The organism is Desulforhopalus glucosivorans, from assembly GCF_054397165.1.
The window spans coordinates 503,090-525,680 of sequence record NZ_AP044854.1; the positions used below are offsets into that span (position 1 = coordinate 503,090).

A 22,591-nucleotide genomic window follows, 5' to 3' on the forward strand; every position below is an offset into this window, starting at 1 on the left:
TTATTCAGGTTTGAGAGCAATAAAGGATGCGAAGTTAAACCATTGAAAGTAGGTTTCAACAGATTCAAAACCGCAGGTTTTGAGCATGTTGCGGTTTTCATTGATGGAAAATGGGATGAGGATGTTCTCTAATGCCTCTCTTTTTTTTGCAATTTCAAGCTCAGAGTAACCTCTGGATTTTTTAAAACTGTGATAAATATCAATATATTCTCTATTGAGTCTACTGTTGTGACTGAGAACTTTTTCACTGACGAGGAGAATCCCGCCCGGACGTAAATTTTGAAATAATTTTTTGAGGAACTGTTCTCTTTGCAGAGGACGAATGAACTGCAGGGTGTAGTTGAGAATTATGGCTCCTGCGCCAGAATGTGAGAATTCTGTAATGTCTTCGTGGGCAAAAGAGACGACATCTTTTTTTCTATGGAGTTCAGCCTTTAAGGTTGCTTTTTCAAGCATGGGAGCTGAGTTATCTATGCCGACAAACGTGAGCTCCCTGCCTCCTAAAATGCGGGCACACTCTAAGATACTACTTCCAGTAGAGCAGCCGAGATCGTAGATCACGTCATTTTCTCTGGTGAAACGACCAAGCAGCTCGGCTGAAGATTCAATGACCTGTCTGTAAAATGGTACAGAACGGTCTATCATATCATCAAAAACTTCAACTACTCTCTGGTTGAAGACAAAGTCCTCTTGGATGGTGTCCACGTCAAAGAGAGTGTCTTTTGCAGAACTGCCCATATTCTTATTTTTTATACCAGCTGCCATCTTGCTTCTGAAACCACTGTCCAGCCTGTCCGTTTTGAACAATCATTTTTGCCCGTCGTTGTCCTACGAGATCAGCGGATGCGCCCTGCTTTTTAGCGATTGCCTCGTATACTATGTTGCGGTCTTTATTTTCGTCGGCCACGAGATCTTCACTTTTTTTAGCTCCTCTGAATTCAAGATAACCCTTGTTGTTTTCTCCAACTACACCACTGTTTTTGAGCTGGGTGATTGCTGGAATTCGCGCTGCCATGCGATCCTTTATCGATGCGGAACAGGCGGGTCCTGCAAAAAACAATACGGTTGCAAGGAGGATGACTAGTGAAACGGATAGAGTATGTTTATGCATGATTAACCTCACTGGATCGTTGTGTTATTCTGTTGGAGCGTCGTCGAGATCGCCAAAAAAATCATCAAGGGCCCTGTCCACTTTGACGTTAATATCAATTGTGATGTGGATCGGCTTAATTTCAACAGGTTTTACCTCCACCTCGTGCTTAGTACATCCTGAAAAGATTAGGATTACGACTGCACCAAGTAGTAAGAAGCTATACTTCGAGGGTGATGTCATCTTACATATTCTCCATTAAGGATTGAAGGCTTTTCCCGTACTGAAACAGTTCCTGTAAGGGCAGCCGAAAGTTCATATCAAGGCGTACCGGATGTTGGAGGCCGGGCCCTTTGTCTGTGCCCACGATCTGACCATTTTTATAGCCAAAAGGCAAGGGCTCAGCAGGTTTTCCGTCGAGTTGGAGGGCGAGGAGAAGGTTGTCGTCCTCTGTGTTAAATGTTAATTTTGTCCAGTTATATGCAAAATTTTCAAGGGATTTAATAGAATAGTCAAGGGTTGCACTTTGGCCAATGTCAGGCATGCCCTGTTGTAACTGATCTGTATTGGTAAAGCGAACTATACCACTATTGCCGGGGGTGGAAAATAGAAAACCATCATCAAATAAAATTCCCTGTTTATTAAAGGACACTGGAAGCCTGCCATTAAGAGACCCCTCACCTTCGGTGTCTTCAATGCCAAATTGTTGTAGTAGTGGTGCGAAGCCGAGCCTGTCACAGTAGAGTGTAGTCTCAAGGCCATCCATTTTGGAGCTAAGAGTGAGACTGCCTGTTTCAATTTTGCCACCACACCAGCTGAGTCTTACCTTTTCAAGAAAGAGTTGTTGTTCGTTTTCTATGCGATAAATGATCTTGCCTCCCTCAACGAGTATTTTCCCGGAGTGTATGGAGCCAATAGTTGCAAGCTGGCCAGGTGCGCTCTGGATGGAAGGCAGAGCAGGGATGTGGATTGTTGTTTCGATACCGGTAACTTCTGTTTGGCCGCTGCTGAGGCTGCCATCAGACAGCTGAAGGTCGAGGTTTCCTGTAGGAGCGCCCTTATTAATAGTGATCGCAGCACTCGCATTTATGTTTCCTGCAAAACTTGTCTTTTCAGGGATGGGGATAAAGGATGGAAACAGGCTACTGTCAATTGGGGTTACAGGCAGGCTGCAGTTTGCTGTGGTTGGCCTACTGTAGTGAGCAAGTCCACTGCAGTGAACAGTACCCGGAATATCCATTTCACTTTTTATATCAGTATTGTAGTTAAGGGCATCTTCTTCTTGGGTAAAATGAGCTGTAAGGCTTGCTACTTTTTCATCTTTAAAGTGGATGGCCCCTATGGTGAGGATGCTTTGTTGGTTATCAAAACCATTATGCTGCGGATATTTAAAGAACAGATCCCAGTTAATAGCCTCTGCTCTTAATTGACGAGCACTCATCTGAATTCTATCGATATTACCAGTCAATCGGGACTCCAGGACATCATTACCATAAAAAATATTTCCATTGAGCTGTATTGGACTGGTAGTGATATTTGGATTAATGGTCAGTTTGTCACTGATAAGATCAACGCTGGCGTTGAAGGATTGGTTTTCATAACGTCCTGAACTCTTAAGTGTAAAGGTACTTTGTAATTGTCGGGAGTATAGGTCGGTCACGATATGAAAGGTTTTAGAACTGGCCTCTATGGTTCCTGAACTGTTGCAGTCAAATCCTACCTGCGAAGTCTCGATTGACAGGTTGGTAAGGTTGAATTTGAGAGTGTCCTGGTTGCCGGTTATGGAAACCTGTACAGGTACGTCTCTCAGGGTTTGCTTTGTAGCAACACCATTAAAAGAACCACGTACGTTGTCTATGTGAGCGTTGAGGTTGAACGTGTTGAGTGCAAGGGTTTCTGCCTGCACGCTAATATCTGTTGTGGAGTCCAAAGACCCCCCAGGCAAGATTGTCTGGTCGATGGCTGTTATCTGGCTTAAATCTGTTATATTTGGAATATGTATGTCAGCTTTAAGCAGTATTTCATTTGGCTCAAAATCTGCTCTGATGGAGGATGTGAGGTTGAGGTCGCCAGCTGTCTCTATTTTGGCAGTAATGTCAGTAAGTTCATATTTTCTATTTACTCTACGGCTATCTATTTCGAGCAGGGCGTCGACAGTGAGATCTTGCTCTGCTTTTTCAGTTTGTATCCTGAGGTGACTGTCGCGGATCACGATTTTATTTACTGTAATGCCTAGACGAGTGGTGATCGAACTCTTACTTTTCTTCTTGGAAGTGGTTTTTTCACCACTTTTAGAAAAGACAATTCTCTTGTCTTTTTGCATTAACTGTAACGTTGACCCATCTATGAGTAGTGTGTCAATTTCTCCCCGCATAAGAGTAAGTGGGCTGTAGTGGAGTTCAAATTTTGGTATGGAAGCTACCAGGGTGTTATCTTCACTCAGGCGAAGTGTACCTATGGTTTTCCATGGGGAAATCCTGGAGAGGCTGAATTCTTTTTGGCTAAACGGCAGGTCTTCAATGAGTCGTGGGAGCAGGTAGGTGTTGCAGAGAAACGGGAGCAAGAGCATAAACAGAAGGGTGATACCAAGAAATGAGAAAAGAACTGTTTTCAGAAGAGGGATTTTTGATTTCATTGTAAAAATTGAAAAGAGTTGTTTTATCAGTCTGTTATCTGGGGTATAGCAGGGTTTAAAAAAAATATAACCTTGCCTTGATCCATTTCTGCCAGTATAAACGTATTGCTCAGTAGTTGCATAATAATTTGGTGCATTACTCGATTTCCCGTTTATCGGGGTTAGGTAATAATAGATCAGACGGTTGCCGGCTGATCTAATGATTAAAGGAAAACAGGTTGTTCGTATGGCAAATGAAATAGATTTTGATGAATTACTAACGAAATATAAGTCAGACCCTTATGATTATGTGGATATCTTTGCGGTGCATACCGGGATAGTATCCTTTAAAGTCATGGAGGGAGCTGAAGTCGAAGCAGCCAGTGGCAAGTGGGGACAAGTTCCAGGCTCTACAATATATGAGATCAATCGGGAAAGGAACCCGAAACTTATATCAGCCCAAACCAACGGAATCATTTCAAATATTAACAGTGAAATTGATGGTCAGTTTGTGGAAGCTGGTGAGAAGTTAATGACGATTAAGCACCCGCTTAAAAAGAAAGAAATTATCGAAAATATCTTAAAAGAAGTACTTTCTCTCTTTATTGCTCCGGAATCGGCAAAATACTTCTTCGCCATGGATATTCAGTCCCGAATTGACAAGAAGGGGCCGGGCTCTGTTACCATTAAGTCTGGTGATGAAGTGTTGACAATGTCTCTTATGAAGCGTGACACCCCGGTATATTACAATGGGGAAGAGGGTGTTATTCACTCTGTCTATTTCAAGCCTGGCGTCTCAGTTGCACAGGGCGAACCGCTGCTTGGAATATGTGCATCAGATAAGCTGCCGATAATTCAAAAAATTATCACCAAGGTTAAGGCAGATTGGGATACTGATCATTAATCGTCTTTGTAACACCGTTATGGTAAAGAATAGTCCCAGCCCTGAGATGGTGCTCAGCTATCTCAGGGATGAGCAGCAACTGCAAACATCTTGTCTTTTATCCAGTAGTGAATCCTTAGAAATTTCCCGTTACGGTTCATTTGTCGGCGCGAGCATTGAATCCCATGCAACGCTTCCCCGTGCCATGGAGCATGGACGTAAGTTAATTGTTGATCTTGCCGAAAAGGGACGGTCTGTTGAGAGTGGGACTGTCATTTTAGCCGATACCATGACTCATTCAAAAGGCCGTTTCACCAGAAGTTGGCACGCACCTGTCGGTGGGATCTGGGGGTGTCTTGTCCATGGAAATAATCTGTTACCGGAATCGAGGCAGTTTATCCCCATGGCAGTGGGCCTGGCCTGTTGCGAAACAGTGCGGGAATACGCAGGAGAAGAGGTGAGCCTGCGCTGGGTTAATGATGTTCTGCTGTGCGGTCAAAAACTTGCCGGTTTTCTTGTTGAAAGTTACACTGAACCGACCCACAGGGAAGAGTTTACCCTGGTGGGCTTTGGGATAAATATTAATAACTGCTGTTTTCCAAGTGAGTTAGAGGGGATTGCGCTATCTCTTAAACAACACCTTGGCCACTCGGTTGATCTGTCCGAATTTACTGCTCGTTTTCTGGCAAAACTTGCCTGGAATTTTGGAACCATCTATTTTGAAGAGGCGAAGAATCTTGCAGGGGACGGTTTTTCCGGGAAGGACGGGACACATTTGATACTGAGTCGATGGAAGGATGCTTCCGATACAATTGGTAAGGATGTCGTCTACGGTTTTGATGTAATAACTGCACCGCAATATCAGGGAAAGGTTGTTCGGGTAGATGAACTGGGTGGTTTGGTGATCCGTCTTGAGGATGGTTTTGAGAAAACTGAATATAGTGGAGAGGTTCGCTATATAGGTGGACAACAAAGCTCTCCCCTACCTCAGGGTTTCAAGGTAGAGGAGTAGTCTATTTATATGTCAAATACTATAGTGCAAATCGTATTGCCATACCGAGAAAGACCGTATCTGTATCAATATCTGTGTCATCGTCATCAAAGTCCGCTGTGTCGTTAAACCTGTAGTTCCCATAGATATCCCAGAATAATCCTGGGAGTACTTCAAGGTTAAGACCCGCCTTAAGAGCAAAGAACGGCTCATCAGCAAAACTTCCATCGGTATATGTTGTTCCTATACCAACTCCGCCATATATTGCTTTACCTATCAGGAGGTAGGCCTGGGGAGCGATAGCTGACTCGCCAAATCTGTCCGGTAGCCATTCAAGATCAGCCTGCACTCCAAAAAGACCGGTCCAGTACTGGTAGGAACCAAAAAAACCTAATCCATCATCGTCAAATGAGTCGTCACCTATTTCGATGTCATCAATGGAAAGCCAGTAATTTGCACCACCGCCGATACGATGTTCTCCTGCAATTGCACTGCCTTCTGAGAGAAGTGTGATTACTCCAAAACAGAGTAGAGCCAGTAATGTTTTCTGCATAATATTCCCCTAATCTCTTGTATTTTGTATTTGGGAAGGGACAAATCTCAACCTTCCTTATTGTTTGTTAACCTCTTTTTACAAATGGTGAAGGTATACCAAGGATTTTGTGTTGTTGCTCCAAAATCTGCCATGAGGTTATCTCTCTTTGAAAAATTTGTCTACCGAAATTATGCAGTAACTGTAGGGATTCTGATAGGATAGCGCCAGTAAACTTTAAACGGTGTAATCTTTCAATGGGTTGGACCTGGCAATTTTGGATCATTTTGATAGTGCCATATGAGAGTGGGCGACCTGCTCTGTTATACTCGGTACAATTTGAACAGAGCAGCTGGCCACTGCCACTGTTGAAGCGATAGCTGTGCGACGGGTGAACAGTTGAGTGGCAGTTGCTGCAGTTATAAAAGTCCGGGCGATAGCCGATGTAGTCATAAAAATGGATAAGGAAAACGACAAGCACCTGGGAACTCTGCTTTTGGTTGTCAAGTTGCTGGAACGCCCAGAGAGAGAGACGGAATATATTGGAATCGGGCTCCCCCTCTTTTACTCCGATAAGAAGAAATTCTCTTATTATCGACGCAATTATATAGGGCTCGAGCTGATGACGGATATTGGGGAAGCTGGTGTGGATTTCAGCCTCACTCAAAAAAGCAAGGGCACGTTCGTTTTTTTGCTGATAGTGTATCTGCAGGTAGGTGAAAATCTCCAGTTTATTGACAAAGCGCTTTTTACTTTTCTTGGCGCCTTTAGCAATTGCAGAGAGTCGTCCCGAGTCTTGGGTGAACAGGGTGAGTATTATATCAGATTCCCCATGGTCTGTGGTATCGAGGACGATAGCATCAGCTTCCATTTTGCCTGCATGTCAGCTCATCAAAGGATATCATTTGGAATGGAAACCGTCAGGGTCGCATTGTCTGTTTTAGGAAGATGAATTGGTGTTTTGTTGAGGCTGAGAAGAGTTGTTGTTTTTCCTGGAAGGGTGATATTTATCTTGTCCTGTGCTGACCACGTTGCAGAATCCCCCTTTTTATAGATGCTGTCAAAGACAGGTTGGCCATCAATTGAAAGGGTCACCTTGGTGTTTTCTTTAAATTGAGCCGTGATAAGATATTTATCTGTTGCAACAACGGGCGCAAGAAACTGCTGTTTGATCTCTGCAGCATTCGAGCTTGTTGGTATGCTGAGCATATTATACAGTTCGAAAAATTCCTTTTCAGGGCTTTTAAGAGTGTTGTTTATGCTGGTCTCAGGGCTTTTTCGTATTTTTTGACTGAGATATGTTGCCGGGTTGAAGGAGAAATACCAGCAAAGAAAAGCACCAAAGCCTAGGAGTAGCATAACGATGAGGCCAAGGCAGGAGAACGGCATCACATTAGGGCGTTCTGCCATAGTTCCGTAGTTGCGATCGTAGGAAATAGAGCTTTGTAGGCTATTATTATTTTTGCGAGCCAGGGACTTCTCATTATCATACTGCCTGAGGATTGTTGTGGGATCAAGGGTGAGTTGTCTGGCGTAGAGGTTGTAAAAGCCTCGAGTAAAAACCTCAGCTGGGAGTAAATCATAATCATTGTCTTCCATGGCTTGCAGGTTTTTAACTGAGATCTTAGTCGCCTTACTGATTGATTCATAATCAAAGCCGAGGGACATTCTCGTTCTGCGGAGAAGCTCGCCTAGAGTTTCTCCTGTGCTGTCTATTGGATCAGATGACATTATTTAACAGTATTTTGTGTTTGACGTTCAGTTGTAAAGAATATGTACGCTTACTCTATGACACCCTGCTTAGAGCTTTTGAATATAGGCACTCTGTTTTAACTCTTTTACCCAGACCTGGTAGGCCTCTTTCATCTTTATATCGTATAGTTTCTCCTGAATTTCCTCTTTACTTGATTCAAGTGAGGAAGTGACCACCTTGGCTTCATCATCGCTTGAGAGGAGCTTGAAAAACTGGTAGCCCGATGACAGTTCAACAATAGGGCTAATCTCACCGGGTTGCAGGTCTTTTACAGCATTTTGCATGGCAGAGGCCATTTCATCGAGTGTGAAGATACCTATGTCACCACCATCAGATGCTGATGGCAGATCTGAAAACTTTGTGGCAAGTGTTTTGAAGTCCTGTCCGTCTGTTGCGAGTTTATGGATACGCTTTGCGAGCTTTAAAGACTGATCTTTTGTTGTGGCACCACTTTTAGAACTATCATTGTCCCAGGAAAAACCGATTTGCAAAAGGTAGTAATCCCCATCACTGACCCGGGAGGTGTAATGTTGGTCATAGTACTCCTGTATCATTTCGTCAGTGATGACTATTTTTGAACGTACATCGACACTGAGGATTTTACTTTGAAGAATGTTGTCGCGTAATTTTACCCTGTATAGCTCTTCATTAAGCCCTGATTCTTCAAGTTTTTGTCTAAACTCAGCATTACTTAATGACATCTTGCTTCGGGTGCGCTCAATGGCCGAATCAATCTCCGCTTCTGATACAGACACATTAAACTGATTCGCTTTTTGTTCCATCAATGTGCGCTCAATCATCTTATTAAGCGCAAGGTCCCGGGCCTCATTCATGGTCTCTATTAATTCTTGCGGACTCTTGTCTGTGGCAAGTGCTTTATACAGCGAGCTTGTCTCAGCCTCAAGTTCACTGAGTGTGATAATGTCATCGTTGACAACAGCAACAACCTTGTCCACCACTTCCCCCATGACAGGGTGAGCAAGCTGGATAAAAAAGAACAAAAAGATAGCTACATAATTGAGAAAGTTAATCATTTTAAAGGGTAGCAGATGTTGTTTCATACCGTTCCTGAAAGTGAGAGGTAAAACTTTTGCAAAAAAGTGTAAGTGAGGTTATGTGTACCCTGATGAAAAAAGGTGCCAGGTCGCCTTGCTTGCAGTCTCTTTGATGAATATAATATAAGCTATTGTAATTTCAGTGTGTTAGCTGTTGTTTAGTGCTCTTTCTGAATTTTGTGGCAAGAGTATATCATAGAAGAGTTAATATTGAAATCTCCTAGGGAGTGGGTTTATGAAAAACCAGTCACGTTTTTCGCTGACAGTTATTTGTGCAGTTATATTGTTATCGTTTTTAATAGTTGTTGAGAGTGGGGCTACCACAAAAATGCCTGCTTTTTCTCTGAAAAGTGTTCAAGACGGTAATATTGTTGATTCCAGCTCTTTTAAAGGAAAAGTACTACTTCTAACATTTTTTGCAACGTGGTGTCCTCCCTGTGCACAGGAAGTTCCGGTTCTTAATGAATTGCAGGAAGAGCTTTCAGACTCTGGTTTTTCTGTGGTCGGTTTGTCGGTCGACCAGCAGGGGCCTAGGGTTGTCGCAAAATTTATGGAGAAAAAGGAAATCACGTATCCTGTCTTGATGGCTGAGGCCAAAACTACCTCGGATTTTGGCGGTGTTTACGGTATTCCTGTTGCGTTTTTAGTGAACAAATCAGGAAACGTGGTGAAGAAATATACGGGCTATATACAGCGAAGTATTTTAGAAAAAGATGTGAGAAGCCTGCTGAACTAATTGATCGATGTTGCATTTCAGTGTAAATTGAAATAATATGGTTTCGTTCATATGTTTGTAGTAACGAATGGCTATTATGGGAGGCCACCTCCCAATCAACTGGAATTATAAGGAGAAATCTAATGAACAAGAAGATCGCATGTTTCGCATTGGCAATGGTTTTTGCTCTTGGTACTGTAGGTACTTGCTTTGCTGCAAAGCTCAAATGTACCGTTGATGCTGTTGATGGAGAAAAAGTTACCATGACTTGCAAAAAAGCAGACAAACTTGCTCCTGGTGACAAGGTCAAAGTATCTCCTGCCAAGAAAGGAACCGTTGAGGGTTGCTAATTGACAGAACAGTACTTTTTAAGTATTGTCACGGGTCGGCTGATTTCATATCAGTCGACCTTTTTTTTTGATGAGTTTGGTGATGCTATATATCTCCGGCTTATTTTCTGTTTACCGGGGTTAGATTTTCTACTTGGCTCATAGAGTGTAACATAGACAGCACAGAGGCATTTCGTGGAATTAGTCAAAGCAATTGTTCTTGGTATTATTCAAGGGTTAACTGAGTTTCTTCCTGTTTCAAGCTCAGGACATCTGGTTATCGGTTCTGAATTACTCAACTTTCAGGAGCAGGGTGTTGTCTTTGATGTCTGTTTGCATCTAGGGACCCTGGTTTCTGTCATTATTGTTTTTCGCAAGGAAATCCTTGCGATGATACGAGCTCCTTTTCAATATTATTCCGGTAATACAGATCCTGAGGTTCGACAGTTTTTCCTCTGGGATATTTATGTGATTCTTGCCACACTTCCTGCTGTGGTTGTTGGTCTCTTTTTTAAAAGTCATATAGATTCGTTTTTTGGCTCAACCTTGATCGCCTACTGCATGCTGATAGGTACTGGTACAATCATGGTCATAGCTCAATATATACCAGAACGAAATGAAAAGATGACCTGGTGGAGGAGCATTCTTGTTGGTTGTGCCCAGGCCTTGGCTATTATGCCTGGTTTATCCCGTTCTGGGTCCACAATTTTTGTCGGTATGCTTCTGGGAATTCCGAGGGAGACAATCGCCAAATTCTCATTTATCATGTCTATTCCCGCAATTGTAGGCGCTGCAGTTTTACAGATGGGTGATTTTTTTCAGAATCCCCCCACGGCTGATACTGCACTGAGTCTCATTGCCGGCATGTCTATGTCCGCTGTTGCCGGTTATCTTGCGATAAAACTACTTCTTGATATCATTCGTAAAAACAGATTGCAGTGGTTTGGTTACTACTGTCTGCTGCTCGCCAGTGTTGGTCTAACCCACCATTTCTTTTTTGCTGCCTGATATATACTTTTCTAATACTAAATTTCGGTTGTCTACTATGGATATTCGTACTCTTCCCGAGAATGAACGGGAAATATATAATCGCATTCGGGAAAAATACTCCCTTACCTTTGACAGTCTCACTGTAGGGAAAAATAAGATTCGTCTGCTCAAAATTGCTGATTTGGAGCAGTTTCTGGATGGTAAAGACCCTTTTGCAGATGTTTCGGAGTTTCCGTTCTGGATACGTTTATGGGATGCGGCCATGATACTCTCCTATGTTCTTGGTGCGCAGACGGAGACAAAGGGGAAACGATTGCTTGAGCTTGGTGCTGGTCTGGGCGCCCCTGGACTTGCCGCAGCAGCTGCAGGTTTTGATGTTACGCTCAGTGATTATGAAGATATGATAATGGATTTTCAAAAGGTAAGTGCTGCTGCATCTGGATTAACCAATGTCAAATTTAGCCATCTTGACTGGTTGAAACCAATTGATATAGAACCATTCGATGTTTTGGCGGGGGCTGAAATTCTTTTCAGGGATGAATTTTTTGAACCATTACTTACTATATTCAAGACTTGCCTGAAGCCCGATGGTATGATTTATCTCGCGCATGATTCAAAAAGGCAGAGCCTCGGAAAGTTTCTAAAACTTGCCCAGAATGATTTTGATATAGCTCTTAAAGAGCAGAGTTTTATGCGCGATGGTAAAAAAATCACTGTCATTGTTAACCGTCTTCGCCATAAGCGGTGAGGTTGAGGGCTTGGTGAGTGACTCAAAAGTATAGTTTTTAATTAGTCTTACAAGTTGAACCAATATGTCTCTTTACCCCGTAAATCTTAAGATTGAAAACTGTCTCTGCCTGGTTGTCGGAGGAGGTTTGGTTGCCCTGCGTAAATGTCGTGGATTGCTTGAGGCAAAGGCAAAGGTTCGGGTAATAAGTCCGGAGCTTGTGCCGGACCTGCGTTTGCTTGCTGATAATTGTGAGGTTGAGTGGTTTGAACGACCATTTGTTGAAGGTGATCTGGAGGGAGTCCGTCTGGTATTTGCCGCAACAAATAATAGGAAGGTTCAGCTACTGATTGAGCAAGAAGCACGTAAACATGCAGTGCTTCTCAATAGTGCAGACGCCCCTACGGAAAGTGATTTTCACGTCCCTGCCCACTTCAGGCGAGGGCCAATGATTGTTACTGTTTCAACAGGTGGGGGGAGTCCAGCGCTCGCCAAAAAGTTGCGAAAGCAGCTGGAAAAGGAAATTAGCCCCGGTTATACTGCTGTCGTGGGCTTGATGGGCCTTATCAGAGAGAGCGTAATCGCACATAGCAGTGATCCCCAGGTAAGCGGAGATATCTTCCGTCGCCTCATTGATGGTGATCTGGTGGACGCTGTACTTGAAGAAAATTGGTTTGATGTGCAGATGCTGTTGTTGCAGGAGTTACCCGAGACTGTGGATAGTGTCGCCTTGATGAAGGTTTTTCTTGCAAGCCAGGATCAGAGTTAAGAAATGAAAAAAAATGCAGGTTTGTGTGGTACATCCGTCAATAATTTGCTGGAGAACGCATGGAAGAGTTAAATTATATCCTCTATTTCTCAGTGCTGGGAGTGACAACTGTTGCCATGGCGGCATATGTTGTGTTTTTTGTCAGCCAGAATAAAAAGGTACGAAAAATTGCTCGCGCAATCCTGGTGCTCTCCGGAATTTTGCAAACCTGTTATATTATTTCCCGTTTTTTTCTCACAGGCCACACTCCTATTACTTCTCAGCATGAGACGGTTATCTTTTTCGCATGGGCTACGACCTGGGCCTATCTTTCATTCAGGTGGCGTTATACCGTTAAGAATTTCGGGACCTTTGTTGCCATCCTGATTTTTTGTATGGTGTTTATCTCATTATTTTCCAGTCGAGATGTGACTGTACTGGTTCCTGCTCTGCAAAGTGCCTGGTTGCCTGTTCATGCAGGAGTTTCTCTTGTTGCCTATGGTTTTTTGTCCCTCGCTTTTTGCGGTGGTCTCATGTACATGCTCCTGGAACGAGAACTTAAGGCCAAAAAATTCGGTTATTTCTTTGAACGTCTTCCATCCCTTGATGCCCTGGATCAATTAAACAGTCATTGTATTACAGCGGGTTTTGTTTTTTTAACCCTTGGCATTGTGACCGGATCAGTGTGGGCACGTCAGGCCTGGGGGACCTATTGGCAGTGGGATCCGAAAGAGACCTGGTCGCTTATCACCTGGTTCATGTACCTTGTTATGATTCATCAACGCTTCACTGTTGGTTGGAGAGGAAAGAGAGCCGCTGTAATGGCAGTAGTTGGTTTTCTCTCAGTGCTTTTCACCCTTTGGGGGGTGACGTTTTTCCTTGGAGGAGTGCATAGTTATGCCGGCTGAACGAATACTGCTCCTTGGGGTAAATCATAAAACTACACCGGTTGAAGTGCGCGAGAAAATAGCACTTTCTGGTGGGTATGATGAACCGCTTACTGCTCTTAAAAAGGTACGAGGACTAAAGGAATATTATCTGCTCTCAACCTGTAATCGGGTGGAGTTTCTTGTTGTGGAGGAAGCTGGAAGAGATGTTGAAGGGGCTATAATAGAATTTCTTTTTGGTCAAGGTACTAAAAAAGAAGATGTAATACAGTATCTCTACATATTCGAAGGTCAGGAAGCTGTGAACCATCTATTTATGGTGGCAGCAAGTCTTGATTCAATGATTGTGGGAGAGGCTCAGATTCTTGGACAGTTGAAAGTTGCCTATCGACATGCTTCTGTGCTCGGTTGTACCGGACCGCTACTCAATAAATTGTTGCATAAGTCCTTTTCTGTGGCTAAGCGGGTTCGGACAGAGACCGCAATTGGTTCGTCAGCGGTCTCTATCTCCTTTGCTGCCGTTCAGCTTGCCAAAAAAATATTTGGTAACCTTCAGGAGAAAAACGTTCTACTGGTTGGTGCCGGAGAAATGGCGGAACTGGCTGCCGAACATCTTGTGGGGCAGGGGGTGAACTCTGTTGTAGTTGCAAACAGGACACTCACCCGTGCTGTAAACCTTGCAAAGTGTTTCAACGGTAAAGCTGTTTCCATGGATGAACTGGTCCCTCAGCTTAAGGGGGTGGATATTATCATATCTTCCACTGGGGCAACAGACATCATTCTTCATAAGGATGAGGTAAAATCCGTGATGCGCTCACGGATGAATAAACCTCTGTTTTTCATTGATATTGCTGTGCCAAGAGATCTTGACCCTGGACTGAACGACATTGAAAATGTGTATCTTTACGATATTGATGATCTCAGTAGTGTCGTGGAGATGAACCGCGCAGAACGGGATAAGGAAGCAGTTAAGGCAACACGAATTGTTGATGAGGAGAGTTTAAAATTTGAGGCATATTACCAGGGACTAGCAGTAACACCAACGATTCTTGAATTAAGGAATAAGGTCGAAGCCATTGGGGAGCTGGAACTGGAAAAGACCCTGTCCAAGTTATCGAACCTCTCAGAAGCCGATAGAAAGCACCTGGAGAAAATGATTTCGGCTATTAACAATAAGGTTCTTCATAATCCACTTATGTATCTTAAGGCGGATTCATGTATGGGCCGCGATAACCGAGATAAAAAGGTCGCAACGATCCGGGAGATCTTTGGTCTTGGAAGCTGAAATCGAAGAATCCGTAGAAGAACTTATCGATAATGAGTGGTACATTGTTCGCCACTCAGGAGAGACGCCTGAAATTGCTTACAATTCCTCCATTTATTTTCTTGAAAGAGCTGCCGACGGGCCGGGCGTTGTCCTCACAAAAACTCAGCAGGATATCCTGAAAAAAGCAGCCATAGAGAGGTACGAAGAGATTATCCTGCGTGATATGTATCACGATAATGTTTGCAAGTCGATCTACCGTGGGATTGTTCGCTCCATCTGTAACTATGAGCGGTTTTTAAACTATTGCAGGCGGCAAGATCTTGATCCCTGCTCAGTACAGAAGAACGCAGCAGACCTTTATTCTCGATTTCTTCAGCAAGAATTTCTCAATATCTCAACTGGTCATACGTCCACTATTATTAACTGTACCTATATTGAGCTGGAAGAATTTGCCTCAGCTCTTGGCGTACAGTTTCTTCCTGAATACATCCTTTTTAAGCAATACTGCCTCTGATCAACCGTTTTCATTTATGGTTCCGGATATTTAATTCCGTTTTTAATGATCTTTTTCTGAGCTGCAGTTATCGGATCCATGTGGAATTGAGTCGCAAGTGTTGTGAGATAAATCATTATGTCTCCGATCTCTTCTTCAAGGTGATTGAGGGTTGCTTCGTCAAGGTTGGCACTTTCCTTCGGTGTTAACCACTGAAATATTTCAACGAGCTCAGCGACCTCAACACTTAAGGCCATGGCCAGATTTTTGGGAGTGTGATACTGACTCCAGTCTCTTTTATCTACAAAAGCTTCGATTTCTTGCTGTAAATTTTCCATGCTTACGTATTTGTAATGGTATTTGTTTATCTGTTCTGTTATCACTAGCAGGGTTGGTGTCACCAGCCTGCAGGGTGAAAACCATACTTTTGGTGGAGGTGCAGGCTATCACCAGGACTTTGAAGATACAATCAAGTCTAACAGCTGGATACTATACTGTATTATTGTTTTTGAGCTTGGCCTTTCATGAAATATGTGGGCTAACGTTTGTTCCACGATCATGAATCATTAATAATGAAAATTATGAAAAATATAAAGATCTTCTCTGCATTGAGTCTAGTGGCTTTTCTTGTTGTATCGACCTCTCTTGCAACTGCAGCAATCAATCCAAGTACAGAAATAGACAGGAAACGAAACCGGCTTATAGGCTATATCCTGAGTAAGCAACTGCCACCGCTACACTTTAGTGATAAAGAACTGGATAATGAACTATCTAAGGCGGCCTTTCATCTCTATATCAAACAGTTGGATGTTCAAAAGCGTTTTTTGCTTAAAGAGGACGTCAAACAACTTGAAGCGTTTGCCCCGTACATTGACAATAATCTTGCGGGTGGTCACATCACACTGCCGGATACCGGTTATGATATCCTCAACGAAAAAATTAATATTGTAAAAGATCTTGTGGCCAAAATGCTGGTTGATGAATCTGTACATATTAAGAAGGATGGAAGTGATGATATTATTGTGGGTTCTTTTAATGTCTCAGAAAAAGATAGTTATGAGACTGATCCCGAAGCAATAGATTTTGTCGAAGATCTTGATGGGCTGGCCAACAGATGGCGAAAAATCCTTAAAATGCAGATTATCTCCCAGTACTTTGACCTCAAAGAAATTCAAGAAAAAGACATTGAAAAAGGTACTCTAAAGGAAGAGGAAATAAAAGATGACGAGGGGCTGTGGAAAGAAGCTCTAACCAAAATTCGTAAGCGAAACACCAACTTCTTTGCAAGACTTCATCAGGAAACCCTTCAGGACCATTACGATCGTTATTTTGGCTGCGTCACCAGAGCATTTGGGCCCCATACCAACTACATCCCACCTGCAACTAAAGAGCAGTTTGATATTAGCATGCGTGGTAGCCTCGAGGGTATTGGTGCAATCTTAAGAGAGGACGATGGTTTTATTAAGGTTATCAGAATTATTCCCGGTAGCGCATCAGCCAGGGAAGGAACTCTTAAGGCCGAAGATATTATTTATGAGGTGGCCCAGGAAGGTGAAGAGCCTGTTGATATAACCGATATGCGCCTTCGTGATGCAGTTCGTCTTATTCGCGGTCCTAAGGGTGAGGCTGTAACGCTTACTGTGAAAAAGTCCGATGGCTCAATGCACAGCATCAGGATTATCCGTGATGTGGTTCAGATTGAAGAGACCTTTGTCAAGGGTACGGTTATTGAGTCAGATAAGAGTAGAAAGATAGGATATGTCTACATTCCAAGCTTTTATCGCGATTTTGAGGGAAGTAGAAATGGCGGTAATGGCCGAAACTCAACCGATGATACCAAAGCAGAAATTGAGCGCCTAAAGGAGCAAGGGATCGATGGTTTGATTTTGGACCTCCGTGACGATGGTGGTGGTGCTTTAGTGGACGCTGTGGATATTGCCGGGCTTTTTATAAAAACCGGACCAGTTGTTCAGGTAAAAAACAGCTTTGGTGACAGTCGTATTCTCAGTGACACCAATGATGAGATTCAATACGATGGTCCCCTTGTTGTGCTGGTTAATCAATTCTCTGCTTCAGCATCAGAAATTGTTGCAGCAGCACTTCAGGATTACAAAAGAGCCGTAATCGTGGGGAGTAAGCATACCCATGGTAAGGGAACTGTTCAGACTATAATTGACCTTAATGAAAACATACCTCTTCTTCAGCTTAAAAAGTATGATGATCTCGGCGCCCTTAAGGTAACGATCCAAAAGTTTTACAGAATAACCGGAGTTTCCACGCAGTATAAGGGTGTTGAACCCGATATCATTCTGCCAAACCTTTCAGAACACATTAAATCGGAAGAGCGCTATCTTGATTATTCGTTGCCCTGGGACTCCATTGATCCGGTGGATTATACTGTTGCGGAATCCCACGCTCTTGATATTGAAACATTGCGTAAGCGCAGTCTTAAACGAGCAGCAGAAGACGAGGGATTGCAGATTATTCAGGAAGAAGCTGCAAATGCTCTTGCCAGAAGTGAAGATACCATCCTGACCATCCAGTATGATGACATGTTGAAAAAACGACGGGAGGCAGAGAAGGTAAGAGAAAAAGTTGGAGCTCACTATCGTAGATATCAGGTATCAGATGATGAAGAAAATGATTCTAAAGAAGATGTTTATGACAAAGAATATATGAAAAAGAAGTGGCTCGAAGAGGTAAACAACGACCCCTACATAGGAGAAGCGGTCAATATTATTGCCGATATAATTGAATTGTAAAAGTGTCTGGAAAGCCTAACTTTACAGAGATTTAGGCGAAGTGTGCATCGAAGAATCTACTTGAAAAAGAGGTGAAAAGGTGCTAGAAATGCCTTCTTATGAACCGTCATTCAGTAGTCTCGGTTTTTTTCTGAATGGCGGATTGAATCAATTAAAACGATAGAGAAGGTAGTATTTCATGGATCTCGCCGAAGGTTTTAGAAACCACAGGGACAAAATTGTCAACAAATGGGTGGAATATACACTCGACACCTATAATTCATCCGGTTTTTTTATCAAGGAAAAGGATAAATTTGCAAATCCCGTCGGCGGAAACGTTCGTGAAGCGTTGGGACATATGTTTACGCTTCTTGCAAAAGGAGCGGATAGCAAAGAACACCAGCCGTATCTTGATCAAATTATAAGTATACGCTCAGTTCAGGAGTTTACGCCCGCCCAGGCAGTTGCACCACTTAATGCTGTAAAGCATATCACCCGGGAAGTCTTTCTAAAAGACAAGGAAAGGGCACATCTGGTCGCGGAACTCTATGATTTTGAGTTTGCTGTGGATCTTCTGGTTCTCGCATCATTTGACACATATATGCAATATAGAGAGCGGATCTACAAGGTACGGTTAGCCGAAATAAAATCGGGTAGTCACATTCTCACAGACAGTAAGTGTCCATCGAACATGCTGGCTGAAGCAGATATAAAGGATTTAACAAAGGAAACAAACGGTAATTAACTGGTTGCTGTCGCTAAGCGCCCTGTGTTGGGTCTCAGTGCAGTTTCCAAAACAGTTCAACTGAAGCGAGGTAAGAAATGAAGTACGCCTTCTCATTCCTGGCAGTCATAGCGTTGGTATTGATTGCTTGGCTCGGATCACAGATACCGGGAATGCCCTACTTGTTTGGTGTGGCACTGCCGTATCTGGCCCTGATGATCTTTCTCGGTGGCTTTGTCTATAGAGTGGTACAGTGGGCTAAGTCTCCTGTTCCGTTTTCAATTCAGACAACATGCGGCCAGGGAAAATCATTGGATTTCATCAAGCAGAATAAGCTTGAAGCTCCTGACACAACAGCAGAGGTTGTTGCAAGAATGTTTCTTGAAATTGTGTTGTTTCGTTCACTTTTCAGAAACACCAAATCCGAGATTCATGATGGTCCTAAGATCACCTATGAATCTTCCAAATGGCTGTGGCTTTTTGCCCTGATCTTTCACTACTCTTTTCTCATTGTTGTTGTGAGACACTTAAGAATCTTTCTTGACCCGGTACCAGCATGTGTTGGTTGGCTTGAGGCTCTTGATGGTCTGTTTCAGATTGGAGCACCAACCCTGTATGCGACTGATGTCGGACTTCTCGCCGGTGTCGTATTACTTTTTGGTCGTCGACTGATCACTCGTCATGTACGATTCATCTCCCTTGTAAATGATTATTTCCCACTGGTTCTGATCTTTGCTATTGCTGTTACTGGTGTTTTGATGCGTTACTTCCTGCGCACCGATATAGACATTGTCAATATCAAACAGCTGGCTGTAGGACTTGTTACTTTCTCTCCTGTTATCGGTGCAGAAATTGGTGCAATCTTTTACATCCATGTTTTTCTTGTATGCGTTCTGCTTGCCTATTTCCCATTCAGCAAGCTGATGCACATGGGTGGTGTTTTTATGAGCCCTACCCGTAATATGAAAAATAACAGCCGTGCAGTTCGCCACGTAAACCCATGGAATCCGCGTATTCTGCCGCACTCCTATGCTGGCTATGAAGACGATTTTCGTGAGTATATGGTTGAGGCTGGTCTTCCTGTTGATAAGGAGTTGCCTCCTAAAAAGGATGAAGAGTAATTTGATTGACCCAAAACTAGCTTAAGAGGATTAGATAACGATGTCAGTTCCAAAATTAGAACAATTATCGAAAAGCGTAGTGCAGGGACCATCCTTGGCGACAGGAGCAATACCTACCATGGATTGGATGGATATTCCGGTGGTCTTCAAACCCGGTAATTATGCCTACCCTGCCAAAAAAGAAAAGGTCGAGTACCTCGACAGCCAAAAAGGTTTGAGCTTTCCAAATGCCCGTGAATGGAGTCCGGAAGATGAAGACTGGAAACTTCCCGAGGACTGGAAAGATATAATCATTAAAGGCTTGTCTGAGCGACTCGATAAATTTCGTTCCCTGAAAATATTCATGGATTGCTGTGTCCGTTGTGGTGCTTGTGCTGACAAGTGTCACTTTTTTCTCGGAACAGGTGATCCTAAAAACATGCCGGTACTTCGTGCAGAACTGCTGCGCTCAGTCTACCGTAACGACTTTACCCTTGCTGGTAAAATCCTCGGTAAGATGGCTGGCGCCCGCGAGATGACGACAGCTGTATTGAAAGAGTGGTTCATGTACTCTTATCAGTGTACTGAGTGTCGTAGATGCTCTGTGTTCTGTCCTTACGGTATTGATACTGCTGAAGTAACCATGATGCTTCGTGAGTTACTGCATCTGGTTGGTGTTGGTATTAACTGGATTTTAGAGCCCGCCTCTAACTCCAACCGTACCGGTAACCATATGGGGCTTCAACCACACACCTTCAAAGACAACGTTGAATTCTTGATCGACGATGTTGAAGGTCTTACCGGTATCAGACCGAACATCACTTTTAACCGTAAAGGTGCAGAGGTTCTTTTTATAACCCCTTCTGCTGATGTTTTCGCAGAACCCGGTCTCTATACCGCCATGGGGTATATGATCCTCTTTGATGCTATTGGTCTTGATTACACCTGGTCAACCTATGCATCTGAGGGTGGTAACTTCGGTCTCTTTACTAACAACGAGACCATGAAGAAGCTCAACGCCAAAATGTACGCTGAAGCTGAGCGTCTTGGGGTTAAGTATATCATTGGTGGTGAGTGTGGACATATGTGGCGTGTACTGCATCAGTACATGGATACCATGAATGGTCCTGCTGATTTCCTCGAAGTTCCCGTTTCACCTATGACCGGAACGGTCTTTGAAAACGCAGCGTCTACCAAAATGGTTCACATCAGTGAGTTTACCGCTGATTTGATCAAGCACGGAAAACTTAAACTGGATAAGAGCCGAAACAGCCATGTGAAAGCTACATGGCACGACTCCTGTAATACTGCGAGAGCCATGGGTCTTATGGATGAGCCTCGTTATATTCTTGACCATGTGGTTGATTGGGTTGAAATGCCTGAGAATACAATTCGTGAGCAAACCTTCTGTTGTGGTTCTGGAACCGGTTTGAATACTGACGAAATCATGGAACTGAGAATGCGTTCAGGACTGCCTCGTGCAAACGCTGTTAAGTACGTTCACGAAAAACATCTTGTGAATATGCTCGCCTGTGTATGTGCGATCGATAGAGCGACACTAACGTCTCTCATGAACTACTGGAACCCTGCTGTGGAAGTGTGTGGACTCACCGAACTCGTTGCAAACGCAATCGTTCGTGAAGGTGAGGTTAGACCTGAGCTCCCAGAAGGTCTCCGTACCATGCTCTTCTAATCCTGAACAGAACATAGGAGTTAAGTAATGTACAATAAAGGAACAATAATACCGGGACTGGCAATATTTGTCCTGATAGTGACGTCTCCGCTCTGGCTCAATGCGTTCATGACTGGAAGCACGGTACCCAAGGTAGAGTTACCACCAGGTGGAGAAACTAAATGTGTCGCTTCTGCTGCAGAAATGCGGGCGAACCATATGATACTGCTCAACGAATGGCGTGATGATGTCCTTCGTGATTCAAACCGGGTATCGATTATGGTAGATGGCAAGATGTATCGTAAAGGTCTGCAGATGGCGTGTATGGAATGTCATACCAGTAAAGAAAAATTCTGTGACTCATGCCACGAGTATGCATCTGTCAAACCGTATTGTTGGGATTGTCACCTGACACCGGAGATGGCTGCGACAAAGAAGGAGACACACTAATGGATAAGCAAAGAAGAAAATTTCTGAAAGTTGCAGGAGCTACTGCTCTTGCAGGGATCAGTGCTCCTGCTGTAGTGAAGTTGACTACAACTGATGCAGTTGCCTCATCAGGGCATGCTGCTCCAGCAGCTGACGCCCATGGCGCAGTAGCTGAGCACGGAGAAGCCTCAGCACCTAAGGGTGTTCGCCTAGGTCTGGTTATTGACATGCGTAAACTATATGGCAAGCCAGAGCTTATGGATAAAGCGATAAATGCATGTCATAGGGCGCATAACGTTCCTCATTTCGAAGAAAAAAAGAATGAGGTGAAGTGGATATGGAAGATGCCTTTTGAAAATGTCTTCCCTGAGCATTCTTCATATCATTCGTCAGACGTGACAAAAGAGAACGAGTTCTTTGCACTGTGTAATCATTGTGATGAGCCCCCTTGTGTTCGGGTATGTCCCACCAAGGCAACCTTTAAGATAGAAGCCACTGGTGTTATTGCCATGGACTATCACCGCTGTATTGGTTGTCGTTTCTGCATGATGGGCTGTCCATATGGTGCACGAAGCTTTAACTGGTTTGAACCACGTCCACACATTAAAGAATACAATGCTGAATTTCCAACTCGGATGCGTGGTGTTGTTGAAAAATGTAATTTCTGTGGTGAGCGCCTTGCAAAAGGGCTTAAGCCTGCGTGTGTTGAAGCTGTAAAAGAAGTAGGGGCAATTGTTTACGGTGATCTGCATGATCCGGAATCCGAGATTAGCAAAATACTTGCCGAAAACCATACGATCCAGAGAAAGCCTTCTCTTGGAACTAAACCTTCAGTCTTTTACATAGTGTGA

25 protein-coding genes are annotated in these 22,591 nt (G+C 43.5%); 16 read left to right on the forward strand and 9 right to left on the reverse strand.

The window, feature by feature from the left end; genetic code table 11:
• The 4 genes from cmoA to ACX6CI_RS02175 are packed head-to-tail and all read right to left on the reverse strand — an operon-like array spanning position 1 to position 3,725.
• On the reverse strand, positions 1 to 765 hold the full coding sequence (gene cmoA, locus ACX6CI_RS02160) for a carboxy-S-adenosyl-L-methionine synthase CmoA (protein ID WP_458776541.1): 765 nt from the start codon (positions 763 to 765) through the stop codon (positions 1 to 3).
• Positions 743 to 1,111 (reverse strand): YdbL family probable chaperone protein, encoded by a 369-nt coding sequence (locus ACX6CI_RS02165; RefSeq protein WP_458776542.1) that lies wholly within the window; start codon positions 1,109 to 1,111, stop codon positions 743 to 745. The genes cmoA and ACX6CI_RS02165 overlap by 23 nt, the downstream gene beginning before the upstream one ends.
• 24 nt (positions 1,112 to 1,135) lie before the next feature.
• Complete coding sequence (locus tag ACX6CI_RS02170; RefSeq protein WP_458776543.1) at positions 1,136 to 1,333, reverse strand: YnbE family lipoprotein; 198 nt, start codon at positions 1,331 to 1,333, stop codon at positions 1,136 to 1,138.
• Between the two features lies 1 nt (position 1,334).
• Positions 1,335 to 3,725 (reverse strand): intermembrane phospholipid transport protein YdbH family protein, encoded by a 2,391-nt coding sequence (locus tag ACX6CI_RS02175; RefSeq protein ID WP_458776544.1) that lies wholly within the window; start codon positions 3,723 to 3,725, stop codon positions 1,335 to 1,337.
• Positions 3,726 to 3,951: 226 nt separating this feature from the next.
• Here ACX6CI_RS02175 and ACX6CI_RS02180 point away from each other — a divergent pair, with 226 nt between their 5' ends.
• Both ACX6CI_RS02180 and ACX6CI_RS02185 read left to right on the forward strand, forming a co-directional pair.
• Positions 3,952 to 4,608 carry a hypothetical protein gene (locus ACX6CI_RS02180; RefSeq protein ID WP_458776545.1) on the forward strand — a complete coding sequence of 219 codons (657 nt, stop codon included), beginning with the start codon at positions 3,952 to 3,954 and terminating at the stop codon, positions 4,606 to 4,608.
• 19 nt (positions 4,609 to 4,627) lie between these two features.
• Entirely contained in the window at positions 4,628 to 5,599 is a 972-nt protein-coding gene (locus ACX6CI_RS02185) for a biotin--[acetyl-CoA-carboxylase] ligase (protein WP_458776546.1), read from the forward strand.
• 19 nt (positions 5,600 to 5,618) lie between these two features.
• Here the strand turns inward: ACX6CI_RS02185 and ACX6CI_RS02190 are convergent, their stop codons facing one another.
• The 4 genes from ACX6CI_RS02190 to ACX6CI_RS02205 form a co-directional block, all read right to left on the reverse strand.
• Entirely contained in the window at positions 5,619 to 6,131 is a 513-nt protein-coding gene (locus ACX6CI_RS02190; RefSeq protein ID WP_458776547.1) for a hypothetical protein, read from the reverse strand.
• Between the two features lie 67 nt (positions 6,132 to 6,198).
• The gene (gene recO, locus ACX6CI_RS02195) at positions 6,199 to 6,981 is read right to left on the reverse strand and encodes a DNA repair protein RecO (protein WP_458776548.1); all 783 of its coding nucleotides are present in this window, start codon (positions 6,979 to 6,981) and stop codon (positions 6,199 to 6,201) included.
• 20 nt (positions 6,982 to 7,001) lie between these two features.
• On the reverse strand, positions 7,002 to 7,841 hold the full coding sequence (locus ACX6CI_RS02200; RefSeq protein WP_458776549.1) for a helix-turn-helix domain-containing protein: 840 nt from the start codon (positions 7,839 to 7,841) through the stop codon (positions 7,002 to 7,004).
• Positions 7,842 to 7,910: 69 nt separating this feature from the next.
• On the reverse strand, positions 7,911 to 8,924 hold the full coding sequence (locus ACX6CI_RS02205) for a peptidylprolyl isomerase (RefSeq protein ID WP_458776550.1): 1,014 nt from the start codon (positions 8,922 to 8,924) through the stop codon (positions 7,911 to 7,913).
• A gap of 229 nt (positions 8,925 to 9,153) precedes the next feature.
• Here ACX6CI_RS02205 and ACX6CI_RS02210 point away from each other — a divergent pair, with 229 nt between their 5' ends.
• The 8 genes from ACX6CI_RS02210 (at position 9,154) to ACX6CI_RS02245 (ending at position 15,095) form a co-directional block, all read left to right on the forward strand.
• On the forward strand, positions 9,154 to 9,654 hold the full coding sequence (locus tag ACX6CI_RS02210) for a TlpA family protein disulfide reductase (protein ID WP_458776551.1): 501 nt from the start codon (positions 9,154 to 9,156) through the stop codon (positions 9,652 to 9,654).
• 122 nt (positions 9,655 to 9,776) lie between these two features.
• Entirely contained in the window at positions 9,777 to 9,983 is a 207-nt protein-coding gene (gene extJ, locus ACX6CI_RS02215; RefSeq protein ID WP_458776552.1) for a selenite/tellurite reduction operon protein ExtJ, read from the forward strand.
• 174 nt (positions 9,984 to 10,157) lie between these two features.
• Positions 10,158 to 10,970 (forward strand): undecaprenyl-diphosphatase UppP, encoded by an 813-nt coding sequence (gene uppP, locus ACX6CI_RS02220; RefSeq protein ID WP_458776553.1) that lies wholly within the window; start codon positions 10,158 to 10,160, stop codon positions 10,968 to 10,970.
• Positions 10,971 to 11,007: 37 nt separating this feature from the next.
• Entirely contained in the window at positions 11,008 to 11,700 is a 693-nt protein-coding gene (locus ACX6CI_RS02225) for a class I SAM-dependent methyltransferase (protein ID WP_458776554.1), read from the forward strand.
• A gap of 64 nt (positions 11,701 to 11,764) precedes the next feature.
• A complete protein-coding gene (locus tag ACX6CI_RS02230) occupies positions 11,765 to 12,448 on the forward strand; it encodes a precorrin-2 dehydrogenase/sirohydrochlorin ferrochelatase family protein (protein ID WP_458776555.1) in 684 nt (227 codons plus the stop codon).
• A 59-nt stretch (positions 12,449 to 12,507) separates the two neighbouring features.
• The gene (ccsB, locus tag ACX6CI_RS02235) at positions 12,508 to 13,335 is read left to right on the forward strand and encodes a c-type cytochrome biogenesis protein CcsB (protein ID WP_458776556.1); all 828 of its coding nucleotides are present in this window, start codon (positions 12,508 to 12,510) and stop codon (positions 13,333 to 13,335) included.
• Positions 13,325 to 14,599, forward strand: a complete 1,275-nt coding sequence (gene hemA / locus ACX6CI_RS02240; RefSeq protein ID WP_458776557.1) for a glutamyl-tRNA reductase — start codon at positions 13,325 to 13,327, stop codon at positions 14,597 to 14,599. The genes ccsB and hemA overlap by 11 nt, the downstream gene beginning before the upstream one ends.
• Positions 14,589 to 15,095 (forward strand): hypothetical protein, encoded by a 507-nt coding sequence (locus ACX6CI_RS02245; protein WP_458776558.1) that lies wholly within the window; start codon positions 14,589 to 14,591, stop codon positions 15,093 to 15,095. The genes hemA and ACX6CI_RS02245 overlap by 11 nt, the downstream gene beginning before the upstream one ends.
• Before the next feature lie 14 nt (positions 15,096 to 15,109).
• On the opposite strand, the gene ACX6CI_RS02250 is transcribed toward ACX6CI_RS02245, so the two are convergent.
• Entirely contained in the window at positions 15,110 to 15,412 is a 303-nt protein-coding gene (locus ACX6CI_RS02250; RefSeq protein WP_458776559.1) for a nucleotide pyrophosphohydrolase, read from the reverse strand.
• A 243-nt stretch (positions 15,413 to 15,655) separates the two neighbouring features.
• On the opposite strand from ACX6CI_RS02250, the gene ACX6CI_RS02255 reads away from it, so the two are divergent.
• The 6 genes from ACX6CI_RS02255 to dsrO all read left to right on the forward strand — a co-directional run bounded on the left by ACX6CI_RS02255 (position 15,656) and on the right by dsrO (position 22,591).
• Positions 15,656 to 17,836, forward strand: a complete 2,181-nt coding sequence (locus ACX6CI_RS02255; RefSeq protein ID WP_458776560.1) for a carboxy terminal-processing peptidase — start codon at positions 15,656 to 15,658, stop codon at positions 17,834 to 17,836.
• A 178-nt stretch (positions 17,837 to 18,014) separates the two neighbouring features.
• Positions 18,015 to 18,560, forward strand: a complete 546-nt coding sequence (locus ACX6CI_RS02260) for an RsbRD N-terminal domain-containing protein (RefSeq protein ID WP_458776561.1) — start codon at positions 18,015 to 18,017, stop codon at positions 18,558 to 18,560.
• A 77-nt stretch (positions 18,561 to 18,637) separates the two neighbouring features.
• Positions 18,638 to 19,660 (forward strand): sulfate reduction electron transfer complex DsrMKJOP subunit DsrM, encoded by a 1,023-nt coding sequence (gene dsrM / locus ACX6CI_RS02265; protein ID WP_458776562.1) that lies wholly within the window; start codon positions 18,638 to 18,640, stop codon positions 19,658 to 19,660.
• 40 nt (positions 19,661 to 19,700) lie between these two features.
• The gene (gene dsrK, locus ACX6CI_RS02270; protein ID WP_458776563.1) at positions 19,701 to 21,332 is read left to right on the forward strand and encodes a sulfate reduction electron transfer complex DsrMKJOP subunit DsrK; all 1,632 of its coding nucleotides are present in this window, start codon (positions 19,701 to 19,703) and stop codon (positions 21,330 to 21,332) included.
• A 27-nt stretch (positions 21,333 to 21,359) separates the two neighbouring features.
• Entirely contained in the window at positions 21,360 to 21,761 is a 402-nt protein-coding gene (dsrJ, locus tag ACX6CI_RS02275; protein ID WP_458776564.1) for a sulfate reduction electron transfer complex DsrMKJOP subunit DsrJ, read from the forward strand.
• A complete protein-coding gene (dsrO, locus tag ACX6CI_RS02280) occupies positions 21,761 to 22,591 on the forward strand; it encodes a sulfate reduction electron transfer complex DsrMKJOP subunit DsrO (protein WP_458776565.1) in 831 nt (276 codons plus the stop codon). Before dsrJ ends, dsrO begins: the two co-directional genes overlap by 1 nt.